An 18,620-nucleotide genomic window follows, 5' to 3' on the forward strand; every position below is an offset into this window, starting at 1 on the left:
CGAGCCCGACACACGTGCATGCAGTGTTTGCGTAAATGAAGGATCACGTACGAAGAGCAAAGCGTTGTCCGCACGCGCGGCAAGCCTGGACTACGTCCGTCTCGGGGCAATTCACGCGGGAAACAGCTCGTTTTCGCGGCGCGTCGCGTCAAGACACGACGAACAACAGTCTTTCTCTCACACAGTCGTGATAGCTGCGGCGCGTGCGCGCGCGAACGCAGAGGCGACACGTTTGCGTGATTGGGGACTCGACGTCACACCGGGAACTGCGCGCGGTGCTGCTCGCGTGATGAGACTTAATATGCGAATGGGGCGGTCACGCGCGTCGCCGTGATCGGCCTGATCTGGCTTCGATCATTCTGGAGCGCCGATCGCCGCATCGACGGTCGATCGCAAAAGACGCCGCGGCGCGCTCCTACTGCGCGCCGGAGCCACCCTGCACGATCTTCTCGTTCAGCTTCAGATCGACGGTCTCGACCGTGCGGTCGATCTCCGCATTGGGCGTGCCGAGCTGATGCGAGATCAGCTTCACCAGAAGGTCGACGCGTTCGATGAAGGGCGCGCCGCTCGCGACCGCGCGCGCGGCTGATGACGGCTTAAGCAGGCTTTCGGCCGCCTTGGCGTATTTTGCGAAGGGCACCTGGTCCTGCGGATCGGCGCCGAGGCGCCGGGCGATGGCGTCGACATGGTCGTAGATCGTCTGCGATCGCGCGATATCGCCGTGAACGGCGTCGCGGATCGACCGTGGCTCGTGCGGCGTGATGCAGCGGTAGTTGCCGGTCAGCAGCATCGACCATTTCGCCAGCGGCACAAATAGCGAGTCGAACACCTTCAGCTTCACCGGCACGTCGTGGCCATCGAGCGTCACGGCGTCGATGTCGGCTTCGAGCTCGCGCAGCACCTTGTTGTGCTTGTCGTCGGCGAACGCCGACGCCTTGAAGTTCGTCGGCAGGCCGACATGAAGCACGTTGGCCGCCTCTTCCGGCGGACGGAACGCCTGCGGGTCGGGCGAGCACAGCGTCACCAGTCCCGGCTCGAACCGCTCCCACACCTGCGCATTGGTGTAGGCCTCCTCGAGATCCATGCCCGCAAGCGACGGAATCCGCTTGAGATAGGGCAGCGGCGGCATGTTCATGATCGACAGACACGGCAGCTTCGCCGCGGCGATCTTGATCATGAGAACGCGGACCGTGTGGTTGGTGTATTGCGGCTCCTGCATCGCAAGGCCGACCATGTCGTAGCGGGAGAGATCGACGTCCGCCGGCGTCACCGCGTCGAGCTTGCCGGGCAGGTCGCGCGAAAAGATCGCCCGGTGCACCGCTTCGTCGCGCAGCTTGATGCGCACCTCGGTACCGTCGCGATTGATCAGCTCTGCGGTCTTGGAGCGGCAAACCAGCGTGACGTTGTGCCCCGCCATCAGGAGCTTCGTGCCCAGCAGTGAGCCGTAAGAAGCTCCGAGGATCAAAACGTTGCGCGCCATGCTTCTTCCCTATGACAAATCGTGCGATTTTTGGGCCCCGGCCGTCATCCGAAGGCGATTAGGGGCATGTAAAGCGAAGTATCCCATAATGGCAACTGGGATAATGCATACAAGGCGGCGTCAATATTCTCGCTTCGTTCTCGGCGGCCCGATGAATGAAACACCTGCGAGCGCTGTCGAGCCGCCACCTCAAAACGCGCCATTCACCCGGAAATTGCGCGTGCCATCACCGCTGGTTGACGACGCGGGCGCGGTCGAGGTGCTCCTCGATCTTCGGGCGGTCGCGGGTGCGCTCAAAACTCGTGCAGAGCAGCTCGGTCTCCTCGAGCGAGACGGGGGCGCGATACAGCCGGCACATGAATTCGGCGGTTGCACGTCCCTTGCCCGCGCCGGGGCTGCGTTCGGCGAGAAACATGCAGTCCCGGCAGATGCTGGCATCGAGCCGCTGATGGGCTGCATCGAGATGATTGAGGATCTCCCGCAGCGAGTCGCGCAGCCTGACGCATTCCTCGGTGCCGAGCGCCGCGACCGCATTCACGACGTGACTGATCGGATCATGCTGGCTCAGGCATTTCTCGCCCTGCGCGGTGACGTTGAGCACGACCGAACGCTTGTCCTCGTGCGACGGCTTTCGCACCAGGAAGGATTTGCTTTCCAGCGTCTTCACGATCTGGGATGCAGTCGCCCTGGTGGCGCCGATGAAGCCGGCGAGCGCGGACGGCGTGCGCGAAAACCTGTTGGCGCGGCCGAGAAAGCGAAGTGCCATCCATTCCCGATCGCGCAGTCCGTGCTGATTGCCTTCGAAATACCAGGCTCTGGCCGCCTGAACCAGCAGCTCGACAGCCTCGCGTGCCAACGGCATGAATTCCTACCTCGCCCCGAGAATCACGTCTGCTTCGCCCCGAAGCCGCTGTCCGTCCTGGTTCGCAAATCCTTCAAGAGACGCCAGACAGTTGGAGGCGTACGATGAGTACGTCGTGCCCGGCTCTTGCTCGAAGGCACGGACTGCAAGGCAGCCGGCTTGGACTGACGGGCGCCGTGGAATCCGGCACGGGAGATCGCGTCGCTGATGGTATGCCAATCGCGACATGGTCGAACGGAAGCCCGAATTGCCGCCACGACCGGACGATGAATCGGAGTTGTTCAACGGAAGCCCCTGAGTTCCAAGTCACAATCAGACGTTTCTTATACTCCATCGAAACGATGAATGAGCTTCTCAACAAAATCAAGTAGAGACGCTCTCGGAGACCTGATGTCGTTGCAGACGAATGTAACGTTCAAGTCAATCTCGCTCTTCGGGACACATGATGGTGAACGCAATACGCACCCGGCGAGCAACATGCACGCAACTATGCGACGGTTTGATTGCACGCATGTCTGTCGTTGATGCAAGTTGATCGAACCTTGTGCATGACGATGGTGCGCATCGAAACGTCATCCACAACTTCTGTGTGCCATGAGAGAATCGCCGGGAGAACTCGCAGGAATTGCACGCGGCGGTTGTTATGCCTGCGGTCGCGAATCATCCGTCCGGTCGCTTTCACCACGGCGGCCCGATTCCCGTCCGAACGGTTGATATGCGCATGACGGAAATCGGTGACAGCGCCACATGCGCGGGCCCGACTGCTAAAATGACGGAACAAAGTGATGGCCCGGCGCGAGCCGCGCGCCGACTCACCCCTGCTAGTCGCCCTTGAGCATGTCCCTCAGCTCGCGAAACGGATCGGCACTCGGTGGAGCTGATGCGTCTTGCCGCATTGCGCTGTAGATCCTCGGAACCATGTCGACCGCCTGGTCGAGGCCCGAATCGCGTCCCGATTGATATCCGCCCATCAGGCGAAGGTCGCGCGTGTCCTCGTATTTGGCCATCATGGTACGCAACTTGCTCACCAATTCGCGCTCTTCGGGGTCCCAGACGTTATGGGCGAGGCGGGAGACCGAGGCCAAAACGTCCACGGCCGGATAACGCGCCTGGTCGGCAATGTGCCGGCTGAGCACGATGTGCCCATCGAGCGTGCTGCGGATGGTATCGGCGATCGGCTCGTTGTGATCGTCGCCGTCGACCAGCACGGAGAAAATGCCGGTAATCGTTCCGGATCCCTCTTCGCCGGGCCCTGCCCGCTCGAGAAGGCGCGGCAGGTCGGTGAAGACCGTCGGCGCATAGCCGCGCGCGACCGCAGGCTCGCCGGCGGCGAGGGCGACCTCGCGGGAGGCGTGAGCGAAACGGGTGATCGAATCGACCACAAGGAGAACCGATTCGCCCCGGTCGCGAAAATATTCGGCGACCGCCATCGCGGTCTTCGGCGCCAGCCGCCGCATCATCGGGCTTTCATCTCCGGTCGATACGATGGTGACGGCGCGGTTGCGGTTGGCGCCGAGCACGTCCTCGATGAATTCGCGCACCTCGCGGCCGCGTTCGCCGACCAGGGCCAGGACGACCGTGTCAAAACCCTGGCTGCGGGCGAGCATCGCGAGCAGCGTCGACTTGCCGACGCCGGAGCCGGCAAAGATGCCGACGCGTTGCCCGGCGCAGATCGGCGCGAACAGATCGATGACGCGCACGCCGGTGTGCAGCGGCTTGTGGACCCGGGCGCGCTTCATGGCCGAAGGCGCATCCGCCTCCGCTGAGACGGCCCGCGATCCCGGGGTGAGGGGGCCCTGTCCGTCCAGCGGCGCGCCGAGCGCGTTGATGACACGTCCCTTCCAGCTCGGATCGGGTGCGAAGGACAGCGGCGGCATCCGGTAAGCTACCGAGCCGAGGCCGCCCGCGAACTGGCGGTCGAACGGCTTGGCGATGATGCCCTCGCTGTCGATCCGCACCACCTCGCCGATCTGGGGTTTGCCACCCGAATTGACGCCGATGAGCTCGCCGAGCCTGACGAAGCGCGACAGGCCGGAGACGCGGAAATGCGTCGGCGCGATCTCGGAGATCGCGCCGCTGACGCTAGCGAGTGGGGTGCTCTGTTGAAGCTCCAGCAGCGCCCACTCCAGTTGCCGAAGAGCGTTCAAGGAAACCGTCCACCCTCATTGCGCACGAGGCGCAGTCTACCTGCCGGGATCGCCCAGCGTCCGGATTGCGTTCTGGAGCGTGCTCTCGGTGCCCTCGACCAGCGAATTCGTGCCGTCGAAGGCGCGCGAGGCCGACATCAGCTTCGTCAATTCCATCATCGGATTGGCGCCGGAGCCCTCGACATAGCCTTGCTTGAAGCCGTCCCGGGTGAAATCGGAGATGGCGGTCGCGGACCGATCGGGCGTGACGCCGGAATTGCCGTAGCGGTCGAGGTTGGCATCGGTGGGAATGTTGAACAGGCCGATGGTGCCGATCTCGTTGTTGTCCTGGGTGATCGCGCCGCTGCGCGAGATCGAGACCGGTCCACCGTTCGGATCCAGCGTGATCTGCGCGCCGCCGGAATCGATGATGGGGAAACCGGTCACGGTCTGAAGATCGCCGTTGGGGGCGATCTGGAGCCGGCCGTCACGCGTATAGACCGTGCCGTTCGGACCGGCGAAGGCGAGCCAGCCTTGTCCGACCACGGCGACGTCGAGTGGGTTGCCGCTCTCGGTGATATTGCCGGTTTCGCGCGAAATGATGTTGTCGCCGGGCGAGGAGAACGCGACCGGGTTCGCGCCTGCCTTGGACAGCACGGTCTCGAATTTCACCACGTCGGTGCGGAATGCTGCCGTGTTGACGTTGGCGACGTTGTTGGCGATCGTCTGGAGGCGCTTTTCGAGGGCGACCTGCGCCGACAATCCCACATAGAGGGCCGATTGCATGACTTACCTATTGAACCGGATGGACTGAAGCTTCGAGAGCATGTCGGTATCCATGCTGGCCGACGTCGACGTGCCGGCGATCAGGACCAGGGCGGGGTTGGTCGAGTTGTCGCTCTGGGCCTGGGTCGCATCCCACATGGCCGCAAAGCGCTGCACGAATTTGGTGACCTTGGTCGGGTCCTGGAAATCGGTGAGCTTGAGCATCTTGTTCAACATCGTCGCCTGGGCGTCGATGTCGGCCGAACTGATGGTCGACGACAGGCCGAGCGCGGTCTGAACCACCTGCGTGAAGGCCTTGTCCGCGAGGATCTGGTAGGCGTTCGTGATCGTGGAGGCCTTGCGGGTGAAGTAGAGCGCCAGCCGCAGCCCCTCGTTCTGGTCGCCGGCCTTCTGCTCCATCGTCTGCGTGACATATTGGGTCGCAGTGCCGGTCGTTGCCTGGGTGGTCTGGGTCGCAGTGGCGCCGAGGGCGGCGAAATTGAAGGCGGTGGCGAATTCCCGGTAACGGACGTCGCTGAGCTTGTTGGCGAAGGTGTCCTTGGTCGCGATACCCTCGGTCAGCACCTTGCGCATGAACGCCTTGGCATAGGTCATGTCGCTGAGGCCGTAGGCCTTCATGGCATAGGAGTAGAGGCGATAGTCCTTCAGGAAATCGTCGATCGTCTTCACATTGCCGATATGGCTAAGGAAATAATCGGTCTCGCGGCTGACATCCGGCTGCTTCGCGACCTGCGTCAGCGACTTGCCCAAGTCCTTGGTCAGTCTGGTGTAGTCCGCGATCGTGGATAGCATGACACGCGCCCCTCTGGCCGCTGTTGCGACATCGTCCCAAGCTGCCGTGAATTGCTTGCGCGGGGCTGGCGACGCCGAAGCCAGCTTCGCGCAAGCGTCGCCAACTAGATATTCCCGATGGGATCGGTGATGGAGCGGCGCGTTGGGCAGTTTCGTGGGGATCGTCATCACGGTAGCGGCACTGCTCGGTGGATTTGCCGCCATGGGCGGGCATCTGGGCGTGCTGATGCAGCCGTGGGAGTTCGTGATCATCATGGGCACCGCGGCCGGCACCTTCATCATGGCCAATCCGTGGAAGGTGGTCGTGGATACCGGGCTTGCGTGCGTGCAGGCCGTCACCGGCGCGGTGCCCGGTGAGCGCTATTATCTCGATCTGCTCGGCGCGCTGCATGCCCTGATGCGCGAGCTGCGGGGCAAGGGCCGCAACGAGGTGGAAGCGCATATCGACGACCCCTCGTCTTCCGAGATCTTCAAGGCGTTCCCGAGCGTTCTCGGGGATGCATCGCTGCTCCAGTTCATCTGCGACTATGTCCGCCTCATCATCATGGGGAATGCGCGCACGCACGAGATCGAGGCGCTGATGGACGAGGAAATCCATACCATCGTCAAGAGCAAGCTGTCGCCCTACCATGCGCTCGTGGTGGTGTCGGAGGCGTTGCCGGCGCTCGGCATCGTCGCCGCGGTGCTCGGCGTCATCAAGGCCATGGGCGCGCTCGACCAGTCGCCGAAGCTCCTGGGCGGCTTCATCGGCGCCGCCCTGGTCGGCACCTTTGCCGGAATCTTCCTGTCCTACGGCATCATTTCGCCGTTCGCGATGAAGGTAAAGATGACGCGCGAGAAGCGCTGCCGGCCCTACATCATCGTCAAGCAGACGCTGCTCGCGTTCATGAACGGTGCCATGCCGCAAATTGCCGTCGAGCACGGCCGCAAGATGATCGCAAGCACCGAGCGGCCGTCGATCGACGTCGTCGAAAACGAAACGATCGCCGGTCCGAAAGTCGTCGTGACCGAAGCCGAACCCAAGGCTGCACGCGCATGATGATGGAAGACCTCGACGCCGATCAGCAGAAGCGGCTGCCGAACTACCTGCTGGACGCGGCCGGCATATCGATCGAACGCATGCCGATGCTCAATGTGATCTTCGATCGCATGGCTGCATCGTGCATCGACAGCCTCCAGCCGATCGCGGGCACGCCCTGCTACTTCTCTGTCAACGGCATCACCAACGGGCGCGTCGGCGATATCATCAAGGACTACGAGGCCAATGCGGTCGCGGCCGTGCTCTATGCCGAGCAGTGGGACTCCAGGGTCCTGATGGTGCTCGACCGCGATTTCGTCTTCACGATGGTCGAAGCGATGTTCGGCTCGGACGGCGCCGAGCCGCCGATGGACGTCGAGCGCTCCTTCTCCAACATCGAAATCCGCCTGGTCCAGGCGCTGTTCGAGCGTTTCGCCAAGGCGCTGCAATCCGCCTTCGCCGGAACCTCCAACGTCACCTTCCGCGTGGAGCGGGTCGAGACCGCCATGGCGTCGCTGGCGATCGGGCGGAGCGGCAACATGTCGATCTGCGCCAACATCATGCTGCAGGCGCTCTACCGCGGCGGCCAGATGTTCCTCATCATCCCGCACTCCGCGCTCAATCCGTTGCGGCAGAAGCTCGCGCACGTCGTCGTCAGCGACGGTCGTGCGGCTGATCCGCGCTGGCGCGAGCAGATGGAGAGCGAGGTCCACAGGACCGAGGTTACGTTGAGCGCGGTGCTCGACGAAAAGATGGTGTCGCTCGGCGACGTCGTGAAGTTCCAGGTCGGACAGGTCCTCGAGCTCGAAGCCACCCCGCGCACGCTGGCCCGGCTCGAGAGCAACAACCAGGTGCTGTTCTGGTGTCAGATCGGCCAGCTTGATGGCTATTACGCCATGCAGGTGGCTGATCCCGTCGATCAGAAGCGGGAGTTCGTCGATGATATCCTATCTCGTTGATGCCGTGCTGCTGATCGCGCTCGCCTTCACCAGCATGCGGGTGACAAGGATGCACCGCGAGCTGGCGCGGCTGCGCAGCTACCAGGGCGAATTCTCAACCATCGTCCACGAGACCGCAGGCGCCTTCGACACCGTCATCACCGCGGCGCACGATTCGACGGCAAATCTCGGGCGGCTCGCAAACGTGTTGAGCGCGAAGATCGACCAGGCTCACGACGCGATCGCGGCGCTGGACGCGCGGCGCGGGCTCGCCCCTGCGACGACCACCAGCGGCGCCGACGCGAACACGCATTGAATTTGGGGCTTGCGGAACATTTACGATCAAAAGGTCATCTGACGGCGGCCCGCAGGCAGGGGAATGATCCCGGGGCGGCGCTCCGGAAGTGGAAATACCAAGAGGCGATACCAAATGGCGCAATCTTTCGACTATGAGTCTGCATCTGCATCGGGAGAGACCGATACGTCTCCGCTTGAGCGGTTGGCGGAGATCGCCGCTCGTACGGCGGAGGAGACCGGCAAGTTCGCCAATGTCGATGCGATCCTGCGCATCCCCGTCACCATGCAGGTGGTGCTGGGCTCGGCGACCATCCCGGTGGCGAACCTGATGAAGCTCGGCCGCGGCGCCGTGGTTCCGCTCGATCACCGGGTCGGTGAGCCCGTCGACGTCGTGGTCAACGGCCGCGTCGTTGCCCGCGGCGAGGTCGTCGTCGTCGAAGAGGACAATTCCCGTTTCGGCGTCTCCCTGACAGAGATTGTCGGGCCGCTGGGGCAGGGTGATACCTGACCATGGCGGCACAGGTCGGCATCGCTCCCATCAAACAGCGAGGCATTGCCACGCTGGACGGAACGGAAAAGGTCGCGGCGCTCCTGCTGGCCATGGGCCGGCAGGCGGCCGCGAGCGTGCTCCAGCAGTTCGAGCCGCAAGAAATCCGCATCGTCACCAAGGCCGCGGCGGAGCTGCGGCCGATCCGGCGCAGGAGCTCGAGGCGATCGTCGAGGAGTTTGCCCAGCAATTCTCGATGGGCGCCAACATCCTCGGCACTCTCGGCGGCCTGGAGGCAGTACTGGGCGACGTGCTTCCGGCCGACCAGGTCTCGGCGATCATGTCGGACCTGCTCGGCAATTCGAGCCGGTCGGTCTGGGACCGCGTCTCGTCGGTGTCGGAAAACTCGCTCGCGAGCTATCTCTCCAAGGAGCATCCGCAGACCGCGGCGCTCATCCTGTCCAAGGTCAAGCCGGCCTGCGCCGCCAAGGTCATGAGCCAGCTTCCCTCGAGCCTGCGCAACGAGCTGATGCGGCGCGTGCTCAGCCTCAAGCCGATCGTCGACGACGCCATGCGCATCATGGAGAAGACGCTGCACGAGGACCTGACGCTGAACTTCGCCCGCAATCTCGGCGCGGACACTTACGCCCGCGTGGCCGACATCATCAACAAGATGGAGCGTGGCCACATCGAGGACATTCTCAAGAGCCTGTCGGAGAAGCGGCCGAAGTCGGCCGAAGTGCTGAAGGAGCTGCTGTTCACCTTCGACGACGTCGTCAACCTGACCCCGAAGGCGCGCACCATGATCTTCGACCAGGTGCCGACCGACCGCATCGTCGTCGCGCTGAAGGGCACCGACAAGCACTTCCGCGAGCTGATCCTGTCCTCGGTCGCCTCGCGCGTCCGTCGCGTCGTCGAGCACGAGCTCGCCATCGGCGAGCCGTCGAACCAGCGCGACGTGCTGGACGCACGGCGCGTGATCACCGATCTCGCACTCGATCTCGCGGAGAAGGGCGAGATCGAGCTCAATCCCGAGCAGGAGGATGAGCTGGTCTTCCGCTGACCGCTAAACGGGCATGGCAGAATCATCCGACCAGGAGAGCAAAACAGAAGAGCCGACCGAGAAGAAAGTCCGCGATGCGCTCGAACAGGGCAAGATTCCGGTTTCTCGGGAGGCCTCCGTCTTCGCGTCGATGGCGGCGCTGATGGTGATCCAGGCGTTCCTGATCGGCCAGGGGGTGCAGCAGTTGACGCCGACCCTGAAGAGCTTTCTCGACGACCCCGACGGCTTCCCCCTCAGCACGGGGGCGGACGCGCAGAACCTCCTCAGTGTGGTGGGGCTCGAGGCGCTGCGATTCCTGGTGCCATTGGTCGTCATCATGGCAGTGTTCGGGCTCGCAGCGTCGCTGCTGCAAAACGCGCCGCGTCCGGTGCTGGAACGCATCCTGCCGGACCTCTCACGAATCTCGCCAATGCAGGGCTGGAGCCGGATCTTCGGAACGCAGGGACTCGTGGAGTTCGCCAAGTCGCTCTTTAAGCTCGTCTCGGTGACCGTCGTCGTCGCTTTCGTGCTGCGCACTTCCGAGGCGAGGGCATTCGAGGCGATGTACACCGATCCGGTGGCGCTGCCGGAGATGATTCTCAACATTGCGATGCGGATCGTCTCGGCGATCTGCATCGCAACCATCGTTCTGGTCGCGATCGATCTCGCCTGGGCACGCTTCCATTGGCGGCGCGAGCTGCGCATGACGCGGCAGGAGATCAAGGACGAACACAAGCAGGCCGAGGGCGATCCGCTGATCAAGGCACGCCTGCGCTCGCTCGCGCGCGATCGCTCGCGCCAGCGGATGATCGCTTCCGCATCGCGCGCGACGCTGGTGATCGCGAACCCGACGCATTTTGCGATCGCGCTGCGATACGATCGCGACGAAAACCCGGCGCCGCTCGTTGTGGCAAAAGGCATGGATGCGATCGCGCTGAAGATTCGCGAGGTCGCCGAACAGAACAGAATCCCGGTGATCGAGAACAAGGCGCTGGCGCGCGCGCTCTACGAAGCGGTTCAGGTCGATCAGGTGATTCCGGCCGAATTCTTCCGGCCCGTCGCCGAGATCATCTACTTCCTCCAGTCGAAGCAATCGCCGCGGCCCGAGAAGGTCCAGTAGATTTCCGAGGACGGCGGCCCGTGCATCAGCCTGGGGAAAGCTTGTAGTCCTAAGGTTCTCCCGAATGGACCAGAATGGGACTGTCGTGGGACCGCTTTATCTCTTCGAACTCGCATCGTCGCAGGCTCGCTGGCTCGAGCTTCGTCAGTCGACCATCGCCACCAACGTCGCCAACGCCAATACGCCGGGCTTCAAGGCGCGCGACGTCGAGCCGTTCAACAAGGTGCTCGACGGAATGCCGGTCCGGCTTGCGACGACCTCGCCCTCTCATCTGCAGCTTTCCGCAGCCGAGACCGACACGCGAGCGACCGCGAAGAAGGATAGCTGGGAGGTCGTTCACTCCGGCAACTCCGTTAGCCTCGAGCAGGAGATGATCAAGGGCAGCGACGTCAGTCGCGACTACTCGATGAACTCGGCGATCGTGCGGTCGTTTCACCGCATGGTCCTGGCCGGCGCGAAAGCCTGAGGTGAATTGACATGCTGGACGCTCTACAAGCCTCATTGACGGTTGCGAGCTCCGGGCTCGAAGCGCAGTCGACCCGGATGCGCGTCGTCTCGGAGAATCTTGCGAACGCGAGTTCGACGGGCCGCACGGCCGGCGCCGATCCGTACCAGCGCAAGACGATCACCTTCGATGCCGCAATGGATCGTGCCTCGGGCGCGCAGCTTGCGAAGGTCAAGGAAGTCGGGGTCGATACCACGCCGTACCGCGTGGAGTACGATCCTGGGCATCCCGCTGCCGACAAGGCCGGCTACGTCAAGATGCCCAACGTCAACATGATGATCGAGATGGCCGACATGCGGGAAGTCAATCGGTCCTATGAAGCCAATCTCCAGGTCGTGAAACAGGTGAGGTCGATGCTGGGTATGACCATCGATCTCCTGAGGAGCTGATAATGCTAGAGGCGATTTCATCCACGTCGGTTTCCGCAGGCCAGGCGGCGATGCGCGCGACCGAGACACAGGCCGTGGCACCCGCGGCGACGAGCGTAATCCAGTCGGGTGACGGCGTCGGCTTCGATTCGGTGATGAAGCAGGTGACGACGGACACTATCGGTACGCTGAAGGCGGGCGAAGCAGCGTCGATCTCGGCGATGCAGGGCAAGGAATCGACGCGGCGCGTCGTCGAAGCGCTGATGTCGGCCGAGCAGGCCTTGCAGACGGCAGTCGCGGTTCGCGACAAGGTCGTGCAGGCCTACCAAGAAGTCGTTCGTATGTCGATTTGATCTGAAGGAGCCACGCTGTGAAATCGCTTGCCATTGCGGCCACGGGCATGAATGCCCAGCAGACCAACATCGAAGTCATTGCGAACAACATCGCCAACATCAACTCGACGTCGTACAAGCGAGCACGCGCGGAGTTCACCGATCTGTTCTACCAGATGGACCGCATGCAGGGTGTCTCGAACGTCTCGGGTTCGTCGCCGATCCCGGAAGGCGCCAATCTCGGCCTCGGTGTCAAGTCTGCGGCCATCCGCAAGCTGCACATCCAGGGCGCGCTCACGCAGACCGGCAACCCCTACGACATGGCGATCAACGGCCGCGGCTGGTTTCAGGTGTTGGGCCCGAACAACGAGGTGCAATATACCCGCGCGGGTTCATTCAACACCAATGCCAACAGTCAACTCGTCACGACCGACGGCTACCTGCTGGATCCCTCAATCACGGTGCCGCAAGGAACGGTCCAGGTCACGGTCAACCAGACCGGACAGGTGTTTGCCAAGCTGGATACGGAAGTGAACCCGCGGCAGATCGGCCAGCTCAACCTCGCCAACTTCGCCAACGAAGCGGGCCTCGAGCCGCTCGGCAGCAATCTCTACCGAGAGACCACGGCTTCCGGCACGCCCGTCGTCGGGCTGCCGGGCGATGCAGGTTATGGCAAGATCAACCAGCAATATCTCGAGGCTTCGAACGTCGATCCGGTCAAGGAAATCACCGAGCTGATTTCGGCGCAGCGCGCCTATGAGATGAATGCCAAGGTCATCCAGGCGTCGGATGAGATGGCGTCGACGGTATCGAAGGGCCTTCGCTAGTTCCGGTGTATCGATGTTGAACAGGGTGGGCCTGATCGCGCGTGGGTTGGCCGCCGCGCTGCTGGTTCTCGTCTCCGCGCGGATGGCCGCGGCCGAGGAGCGGCGGCTTCCCGTGCCGGCCGTGTCGATCCGCGCTGGCGAACTGATCAGGGACGACATGATCACCGAGCGCGCCTTTGCGCCGAACGTGCTCGGTGTCGCCATGTTCATCGAAGGACGTCAGGTTCTGGTCGGACGCATGGCACGGCGCACGCTGTTGCCCGGCCAGCCGATTCCGACCAATTCGGTGGAGGATCCCTGGACCGTTGCCCGCGGCGCCATGGTCAAGGTCGTGGTCGAAGACAGCGGTCTGTCGATCGTGACCTACGGCTCGGCGATGCAGTCGGGCGCCCCCGGCGCGCTCATCCCGATACGAAACACCGACACCGGCGTGATCATCAGGGGCGTCGTCCAGCCGGACGGCACCGTCAAGGTCGTGGACGGGTCATGACCAGATTCCTGCTTGCGCTCGTCCTCATCGTCTTCGCCGCCAGTGCCCAGGCCGCCGTCCGCATCAAGGACATCGCGGACATCAAGGGATTGCGCGAAAACCAGATCGTTGGATACGGCCTCGTCATCGGCTTGAACGGTACCGGCGACACGCTTCGCAACGCTCCGTTCACGGAGCAGTCCCTGCAATCGATGCTCGAGAACATGGGCATCAACGTCAGGAACGAGACCACGAGCACCAACAACCCCCCGCGCCCGACGACCTTGCGCACCCGCAACGTCGCTGCCGTGATGGTGACTGCGGACCTGCAGCCCTCGATCGGGCCGGGCGAACGGATGGACGTGACCGTGTCGTCGCTCGGCGATGCGACCTCGCTGCTCGGCGGCACGCTGGTGATGACGTCGCTGCGCGCGGCGGACGGCGCGGTCTATGCGGTGGCGCAGGGCGCCGTCACCGTTGCCGGTTACAGCGTGGGAGGTCAGGCCCAGAACGTCAGTCAGGGCACGCCGACCGCGGGCCGGATTCCGAACGGCGCGCTGGTCGAGCGCGAGGTGCAGGGAAGTCTCCATGAAATGGAATTCCTGGTGCTGGAGCTCAAGAATCCCGATTTCGTCACCGCGACGCGCATCCTCGATGCCATCAATCGTTACGCCGGCGGGCGTTATCGGGCGCAAATCGCCTTCGAGCGCGACTTCCGCACTATCGTGCTGTCCAAGCCGCGTCATATCGGTCCCGTCCGCTTCCTCGCCGAAATCGGCGAACTGACAGTCGAGCCGGATACGCCGGCGCGGGTGGTGATCAACGAGCGCACCGGAACGGTGGTGATTGGGCGTGACGTGCGCATATCGACCGTCGCGGTGACGCACGGCAATCTGACGGTTCGTGTCACCGAGCTACCCGTGGTGTCGCAGCCGGCGCCGTTCTCGCAAGGACAGACGGTGGTCGTTCCCCAGACCATCGTCGAGGCCAACGAGGCCGGATCGCAGGTGGCGATCCTTAGTGGCGTCGATCTCCAGCGCCTGGTGCGCGGGCTGAACCAGATCGGCTTGAAGCCGTCCGGCATCATCGCCATCCTCCAGGCGATCAAGACGGCCGGCGCGCTCCAGGCCGATGTCATCGTGCAATGATGCACAAGCGTCGTGCAAGCTTGGTCGCTCAATGCTCAGGTCTTGACCGAGAATCGCACGCGGCCCGATGCTGAAGCTGGATCACAAAGCCAAACTCCTCCTCCTGGTCGCGGTGTCTGCGCTCGCGAGCGCCTCGCCCGTGCTGGCGCTGGATGAGGCGACGCCGTCGAAGCCGCTCAACCTGCTCTCCTTCGCGCGCGCGCGGGCGCCGGGACCTCAGAAGCCCCGCAATGTCACTTCGTTCCCGAGCGACAACGCGGCGATGCGGGCGACGGCCTGGGCGGCTGAAGACGGCGGACCCGCGATCACCGGCGCAGTGCCGGCCACCGAAACACCTCCGCCGGCACCGGCACCGGCACCCGCCCCCGCCCCGGTGCGTCCGGCCAAGCCCGGGAGCGTCACGGCGCCGCCGAAGCCGGCACCGCCCCAAGCCGCTGTGCCTGCGGACAACGAAGTCGCCTTGTTCTGCAGCAACGTGACCGACTCCGCTGTCGACGCCCGTTTGGCCTGGCAGTTGAAGGAGCTGGAGAAGGCCGAGAACCAGCTCCGTGAGCGCATTGCCGAGGTCGAGGCCAAGCGGGCCGAGTACGAGAAGTGGATGGCGCTGCGCGACGACTTCCTGAAGAAGGCCGAAGCGAGCGTCGTCGAGATCTATTCACGCATGAAGCCGGACGCCGCGGCCATCCAGATCGCGGGCATGGCGGACGAGACCGCCGCCGCGGTGCTCGCGAAGCTCAGCCCGAGAAGCTCGAGCGCAATCTTCAACGAGATGGAGACGGCGCGCGCAGCGCACCTCGCCGACCTGCTCGGCGGAATGCGTCGTGTGGATGACGGAAAGACCAGGTAGATGAAGAAGCCGCTCCTCATCCTGTCGCTCGTGTTCCTGGCCGGTTGCTCGCATGATCCGGCCGAGCTCCTGACCGGTCCGAAATTGTCACCCGTTGGCAGCGGCCTGAGGGCGCAGGCCGATCCGATCCCGGTGACGCCCCGCATGCGCACGCCAGTCAGCTATCGCTCGACCTGGGACGACGGCACCGACCTCTACCGCGACCCGCGCGCCCGGCGCACCGGCGACGTGGTCACGATCATCATCTCGATGCAGGACAAGGCGAAGCTCGACAACAAGACTGACCGCTCGCGCGATTCGCAGATCAAGTTCGGGCTCGACTGGCTGATGGATGTCGCTGGATGGCAAGATAAGGGCCAGACCAGCGCCAATCTCAGCACCAACACCCAGATCAAGGGCAACGGCCAGATCGATCGTACCGAGGACATCAAGCTGTCGATCGCCGCGATCGTCACCGACGTGTTGCCGAACGGCAATATGATGATCAGTGGCTCGCAGGAATTCAAGGTCAACACGGAGATGCGCGTGCTCAATGTCGGCGGCATCGTGCGCCCGCGCGATATTTCGCGAACCAACACGATCTCCTACGAGAAGATCGCCGAGGCGCGTGTCGCCTACGGCGGTCGCGGAAATCTGTCTGATGTGCAGCAGCCTGGATGGGGACATCGGATCTATGACGCTGTTGCGCCGTTTTGAGGCTCAAGGAAAGGCCGCGTCGCGCGGGCAGGGGACGTCATGCGCCTGATCGCCGCTATCGTGATCCTGACGCTGGTGGCGATCGGTGCGGGCGCGGTTGCCGGCCTGCATTTGCTTGCAACCGCCGAGCGCGTCGCCGACGCGAAGAAGAGCCCGACGTCGCCGCCCATTGCCTCGAGCTACGCCGGGAGTGCGCGGCTCAGGAAGCTATCCCCGATCGTGACCAATCTCGCCGCACCGGCCAACAACTGGGCCCGCGTCGAAGCCTCCATGGTGACCGACAGCATGAGCGACGAGGATGCCGGCATTCTGGCCGCCCACATCAGCGAGGACATCGTCGTCTATCTGCGATCGGCCTCCGTTGGGCAGTTCGAGGGATCGCGCGGGCTTCAGCATCTGCGCGACGACCTCGCCGAACGGGCCAATATCCGATCTTCGGGCAAGGTACGCGAATTGATCATTGAGACATTGGTGATTCAGTGAGAGTGAGAGTCCTGCTGCTCGCGTTGATTCTGGTCGTCCTGCCCGAGGTGGCGCTCGCCCAGATTCCGGACCTCAACTCGCTGTTGCCGCCGGGCAACGGCTCGACCAGCGGCCGGATCATCCAGCTGATGGCGCTGATCACGGTGCTGTCGGTGGCGCCCGGGCTGCTCATCATGGTGACGAGCTTCACGCGATTTGCCGTCGCGCTGTCGTTCCTGCGCGCCGGTCTCGGCCTCCAGACCACGCCGGCCAACCTGGTGCTGATCAGCCTCGCGCTGTTCATGACCTTCTACGTGATGGCGCCGACCTTCGACCGCGCCTGGGAGACCGGCGTCCAGCCGCTGATGAAGAACGAGATCTCGGAGGAGGAGGCCTATCTGAAGATCACCGATCCGTTCCGCGAGTTCATGCTGGCCCATGTCCGCGACAAGGACCTGCAGACTTTCGAAGCGCTGGCCGCCGAGAGCTTCCGCAAGAAGTTCGACGACAAGCGCGTCGACATGCGCGTCATCATTCCCGCTTTCATGATTTCCGAGCTCAGGCGTTCGTTCGAGATCGGATTCCTCATCATCCTGCCGTTCCTCGTCATCGACATGATCGTGGCGACGCTGACCATGTCGATGGGCATGATGATGATGCCGCCGACGATCATCGCACTCCCGTTCAAGATGCTGTTCTTCGTGCTGATCGACGGCTGGAATCTGCTGGCCTCCGGACTGGTGCGCTCGTTCTCGTAAGAGCCGCGCTCGTCGGCCGACTGGTCGGTTATGGTTAGCGAAAAGTAATATTAACCATATGATATTGCTACGAAATTCAAGCCGATCTTAATCCGGCCGCAAGATTCGGCGTGCTAGCAATGCGTCACGGCGGGTTGGACCCCACCCACATCAGTCCAAAGGCATGATGCCGCCCCTCCGTACCGGTGAAAGCCCGGTATGTCCCCAGTGAAAATGTAACGCGTACATAAAGGGACATTCGCAATGTCAAGCCTTCTCACGAACTCGACCGCCATGACCGCGCTGCAGACCCTGCGGTCTGTCAGCTCGCAACTCTCCACGACGCAGACCCGGATCTCCACCGGCCAGCGCGTCTCGACTGCTTCGGACAACGCCGCCTACTGGTCGATTGCGACCTCGATGCGCGCCGACAACGCCGCGCTCTCCGCCGTCTCCGACTCGCTCGGTCTGTCGGCTGCGACCGTCGACACCGAATATACCGCTCTGACCTCGGTTGTTGGCGACAGCACCGGCGGCCTGACCAAGCTCCAGTCGCTGCTGGTCGAAGCCAAGACTGCCGGTATCGACCGCACCAAGATTCAGGCGGACGTCACCCAGATCCAGCAGCAGATGAAGGGTACCGCCAATGCGGCAACCTTCAACGGGGTGAACTGGCTGAGCGCGACGGCCGCCACGCCGGCGACCGTCAACCTGGTGTCGTCGTACTCTCGTGTCGGCGCCGTGCCGACCACCGGCTCGATCACCCTGACCACGGCCAACTACTCGCTCTACACGGCGAGCGCGAGCGGCATCCTGGACACCGTGAGCGGCGGTGCGTCAGTCGACACGATCAACATCTCTGCGCTGACCGACTCGGCTGCTGACCAGACCACGCTCGATGGCTACATCGCGCAGGTCACCGGTGCGATCAACTCGGTGGCTTCGGCCGCCGCTAACCTCGGCGCCGTCAAGAACCGCATCTCGACCAACACGGACTTCGTCAAGACCCTGATGGACTCGGTGGATCGCGGTATCGGCCAGCTCGTTGACGCCGACATGAACCAGGAGTCCACCCGCCTGGCGGCTCTCCAGGTCCAGCAGCAGCTCGGCGTTCAGGCGCTCTCGATCGCCAACAACAGCAGCCAGAGCATCCTGTCGCTGTTCCGCTAAGCTTCAAACAATCCGGGGAGGGCCGCGCTTCTTGCGAAGCGCGGCCCTTTTATTTTGGCGTGACGCCGCGCGCACGCCGTAATTTCGGTTGCCCTGTTGCAGCCGGGGCAC

21 protein-coding genes and 1 pseudogene are annotated in these 18,620 nt (G+C 63.5%); 17 read left to right on the plus strand and 5 right to left on the minus strand.

Annotation, left to right across the window (positions count from 1 at the left end; translation table 11 throughout):
* Nucleotides 1-415: 415 nt before the first annotated feature.
* The 5 genes from IVB18_RS08540 to IVB18_RS08560 form a co-directional block, all read right to left on the minus strand.
* A complete protein-coding gene (locus IVB18_RS08540; protein WP_247988741.1) occupies nucleotides 416-1,480 on the minus strand; it encodes a 2-dehydropantoate 2-reductase in 1,065 nt (354 codons plus the stop codon).
* A gap of 226 nt (nucleotides 1,481-1,706) precedes the next feature.
* The gene (locus tag IVB18_RS08545) at nucleotides 1,707-2,342 is read right to left on the minus strand and encodes a MarR family transcriptional regulator (protein WP_247988742.1); all 636 of its coding nucleotides are present in this window, start codon (nucleotides 2,340-2,342) and stop codon (nucleotides 1,707-1,709) included.
* Nucleotides 2,343-3,163: 821 nt separating this feature from the next.
* A complete protein-coding gene (fliI, locus tag IVB18_RS08550; RefSeq protein WP_247988743.1) occupies nucleotides 3,164-4,489 on the minus strand; it encodes a flagellar protein export ATPase FliI in 1,326 nt (441 codons plus the stop codon).
* Nucleotides 4,490-4,525: 36 nt separating this feature from the next.
* Nucleotides 4,526-5,254 (minus strand): flagellar basal-body rod protein FlgF, encoded by a 729-nt coding sequence (gene flgF / locus IVB18_RS08555; RefSeq protein WP_247988744.1) that lies wholly within the window; start codon nucleotides 5,252-5,254, stop codon nucleotides 4,526-4,528.
* Nucleotides 5,255-5,257: 3 nt separating this feature from the next.
* Complete coding sequence (locus IVB18_RS08560) at nucleotides 5,258-6,046, minus strand: DUF1217 domain-containing protein (RefSeq protein WP_247988745.1); 789 nt, start codon at nucleotides 6,044-6,046, stop codon at nucleotides 5,258-5,260.
* 142 nt (nucleotides 6,047-6,188) lie between these two features.
* Here IVB18_RS08560 and motA point away from each other — a divergent pair, with 142 nt between their 5' ends.
* From motA to IVB18_RS08645, 17 genes and pseudogenes are all read left to right on the plus strand, one after another.
* Nucleotides 6,189-7,085, plus strand: coding sequence for a flagellar motor stator protein MotA (gene motA, locus IVB18_RS08565; protein ID WP_247988746.1), 897 nt, complete (start codon nucleotides 6,189-6,191; stop codon nucleotides 7,083-7,085).
* Entirely contained in the window at nucleotides 7,082-8,023 is a 942-nt protein-coding gene (locus IVB18_RS08570; RefSeq protein ID WP_247988747.1) for a FliM/FliN family flagellar motor switch protein, read from the plus strand. The genes motA and IVB18_RS08570 overlap by 4 nt, the downstream gene beginning before the upstream one ends.
* A complete protein-coding gene (locus IVB18_RS08575) occupies nucleotides 8,004-8,318 on the plus strand; it encodes a hypothetical protein (protein WP_247988748.1) in 315 nt (104 codons plus the stop codon). The genes IVB18_RS08570 and IVB18_RS08575 overlap by 20 nt, the downstream gene beginning before the upstream one ends.
* Before the next feature lie 114 nt (nucleotides 8,319-8,432).
* Nucleotides 8,433-8,807 carry a flagellar motor switch protein FliN gene (gene fliN, locus IVB18_RS08580; protein WP_247988749.1) on the plus strand — a complete coding sequence of 125 codons (375 nt, stop codon included), beginning with the start codon at nucleotides 8,433-8,435 and terminating at the stop codon, nucleotides 8,805-8,807.
* 2 nt (nucleotides 8,808-8,809) lie between these two features.
* Nucleotides 8,810-9,849, plus strand: a pseudogene (locus IVB18_RS08585) (flagellar motor switch protein FliG).
* Nucleotides 9,850-9,862: 13 nt separating this feature from the next.
* The gene (gene flhB, locus IVB18_RS08590) at nucleotides 9,863-10,948 is read left to right on the plus strand and encodes a flagellar biosynthesis protein FlhB (protein ID WP_247988750.1); all 1,086 of its coding nucleotides are present in this window, start codon (nucleotides 9,863-9,865) and stop codon (nucleotides 10,946-10,948) included.
* A 64-nt stretch (nucleotides 10,949-11,012) separates the two neighbouring features.
* The gene (gene flgB, locus IVB18_RS08595) at nucleotides 11,013-11,414 is read left to right on the plus strand and encodes a flagellar basal body rod protein FlgB (protein WP_247988751.1); all 402 of its coding nucleotides are present in this window, start codon (nucleotides 11,013-11,015) and stop codon (nucleotides 11,412-11,414) included.
* 11 nt (nucleotides 11,415-11,425) lie between these two features.
* Nucleotides 11,426-11,842, plus strand: a complete 417-nt coding sequence (flgC, locus tag IVB18_RS08600; RefSeq protein WP_247988752.1) for a flagellar basal body rod protein FlgC — start codon at nucleotides 11,426-11,428, stop codon at nucleotides 11,840-11,842.
* A 2-nt stretch (nucleotides 11,843-11,844) separates the two neighbouring features.
* Nucleotides 11,845-12,174, plus strand: a complete 330-nt coding sequence (locus tag IVB18_RS08605; RefSeq protein WP_247988753.1) for a flagellar hook-basal body complex protein FliE — start codon at nucleotides 11,845-11,847, stop codon at nucleotides 12,172-12,174.
* 17 nt (nucleotides 12,175-12,191) lie between these two features.
* A complete protein-coding gene (gene flgG, locus IVB18_RS08610; RefSeq protein ID WP_247988754.1) occupies nucleotides 12,192-12,980 on the plus strand; it encodes a flagellar basal-body rod protein FlgG in 789 nt (262 codons plus the stop codon).
* A gap of 13 nt (nucleotides 12,981-12,993) precedes the next feature.
* Complete coding sequence (flgA, locus tag IVB18_RS08615; protein WP_247988755.1) at nucleotides 12,994-13,470, plus strand: flagellar basal body P-ring formation chaperone FlgA; 477 nt, start codon at nucleotides 12,994-12,996, stop codon at nucleotides 13,468-13,470.
* A complete protein-coding gene (gene flgI / locus IVB18_RS08620) occupies nucleotides 13,467-14,597 on the plus strand; it encodes a flagellar basal body P-ring protein FlgI (RefSeq protein WP_247988756.1) in 1,131 nt (376 codons plus the stop codon). Before flgA ends, flgI begins: the two co-directional genes overlap by 4 nt.
* Nucleotides 14,598-14,664: 67 nt before the next feature.
* On the plus strand, nucleotides 14,665-15,444 hold the full coding sequence (locus IVB18_RS08625; RefSeq protein WP_247988757.1) for a MotE family protein: 780 nt from the start codon (nucleotides 14,665-14,667) through the stop codon (nucleotides 15,442-15,444).
* Nucleotides 15,445-16,140 carry a flagellar basal body L-ring protein FlgH gene (flgH, locus tag IVB18_RS08630; RefSeq protein WP_247988758.1) on the plus strand — a complete coding sequence of 232 codons (696 nt, stop codon included), beginning with the start codon at nucleotides 15,445-15,447 and terminating at the stop codon, nucleotides 16,138-16,140.
* Nucleotides 16,141-16,179: 39 nt separating this feature from the next.
* A complete protein-coding gene (locus IVB18_RS08635; RefSeq protein WP_247988759.1) occupies nucleotides 16,180-16,623 on the plus strand; it encodes a flagellar basal body-associated FliL family protein in 444 nt (147 codons plus the stop codon).
* Nucleotides 16,620-17,360 carry a flagellar type III secretion system pore protein FliP gene (gene fliP, locus IVB18_RS08640; RefSeq protein ID WP_247988760.1) on the plus strand — a complete coding sequence of 247 codons (741 nt, stop codon included), beginning with the start codon at nucleotides 16,620-16,622 and terminating at the stop codon, nucleotides 17,358-17,360. Before IVB18_RS08635 ends, fliP begins: the two co-directional genes overlap by 4 nt.
* Before the next feature lie 243 nt (nucleotides 17,361-17,603).
* Complete coding sequence (locus tag IVB18_RS08645) at nucleotides 17,604-18,509, plus strand: flagellin (protein WP_247988761.1); 906 nt, start codon at nucleotides 17,604-17,606, stop codon at nucleotides 18,507-18,509.
* The last annotated feature ends 111 nt before the right edge of the window (nucleotides 18,510-18,620 follow it).

The sequence above is a fragment of the Bradyrhizobium sp. 186 genome (assembly GCF_023101685.1).
In the GTDB taxonomy this organism is placed as follows: domain Bacteria; phylum Pseudomonadota; class Alphaproteobacteria; order Rhizobiales; family Xanthobacteraceae; genus Bradyrhizobium.

Coding starts and splice junctions, on each gene's coding strand:
- IVB18_RS08540 (WP_247988741.1), bottom strand. CDS start 1,480: ATGGCGCGCAACGTTTTGATCCTCGGAGCTTCTTACGGCTCACTGCTG.
- IVB18_RS08545 (WP_247988742.1), bottom strand. CDS start 2,342: ATGCCGTTGGCACGCGAGGCTGTCGAGCTGCTGGTTCAGGCGGCCAGA.
- flgF (WP_247988744.1), bottom strand. CDS start 5,254: ATGCAATCGGCCCTCTATGTGGGATTGTCGGCGCAGGTCGCCCTCGAA.
- IVB18_RS08560 (WP_247988745.1), bottom strand. CDS start 6,046: ATGCTATCCACGATCGCGGACTACACCAGACTGACCAAGGACTTGGGC.
- IVB18_RS08570 (WP_247988747.1), top strand. CDS start 7,082: ATGATGATGGAAGACCTCGACGCCGATCAGCAGAAGCGGCTGCCGAAC.
- IVB18_RS08575 (WP_247988748.1), top strand. CDS start 8,004: ATGATATCCTATCTCGTTGATGCCGTGCTGCTGATCGCGCTCGCCTTC.
- fliN (WP_247988749.1), top strand. CDS start 8,433: ATGGCGCAATCTTTCGACTATGAGTCTGCATCTGCATCGGGAGAGACC.
- flhB (WP_247988750.1), top strand. CDS start 9,863: ATGGCAGAATCATCCGACCAGGAGAGCAAAACAGAAGAGCCGACCGAG.
- flgB (WP_247988751.1), top strand. CDS start 11,013: ATGGACCAGAATGGGACTGTCGTGGGACCGCTTTATCTCTTCGAACTC.
- flgC (WP_247988752.1), top strand. CDS start 11,426: ATGCTGGACGCTCTACAAGCCTCATTGACGGTTGCGAGCTCCGGGCTC.
- IVB18_RS08605 (WP_247988753.1), top strand. CDS start 11,845: ATGCTAGAGGCGATTTCATCCACGTCGGTTTCCGCAGGCCAGGCGGCG.
- flgA (WP_247988755.1), top strand. CDS start 12,994: ATGTTGAACAGGGTGGGCCTGATCGCGCGTGGGTTGGCCGCCGCGCTG.
- flgI (WP_247988756.1), top strand. CDS start 13,467: ATGACCAGATTCCTGCTTGCGCTCGTCCTCATCGTCTTCGCCGCCAGT.
- IVB18_RS08625 (WP_247988757.1), top strand. CDS start 14,665: ATGCTGAAGCTGGATCACAAAGCCAAACTCCTCCTCCTGGTCGCGGTG.
- flgH (WP_247988758.1), top strand. CDS start 15,445: ATGAAGAAGCCGCTCCTCATCCTGTCGCTCGTGTTCCTGGCCGGTTGC.
- IVB18_RS08635 (WP_247988759.1), top strand. CDS start 16,180: ATGCGCCTGATCGCCGCTATCGTGATCCTGACGCTGGTGGCGATCGGT.
- IVB18_RS08645 (WP_247988761.1), top strand. CDS start 17,604: ATGTCAAGCCTTCTCACGAACTCGACCGCCATGACCGCGCTGCAGACC.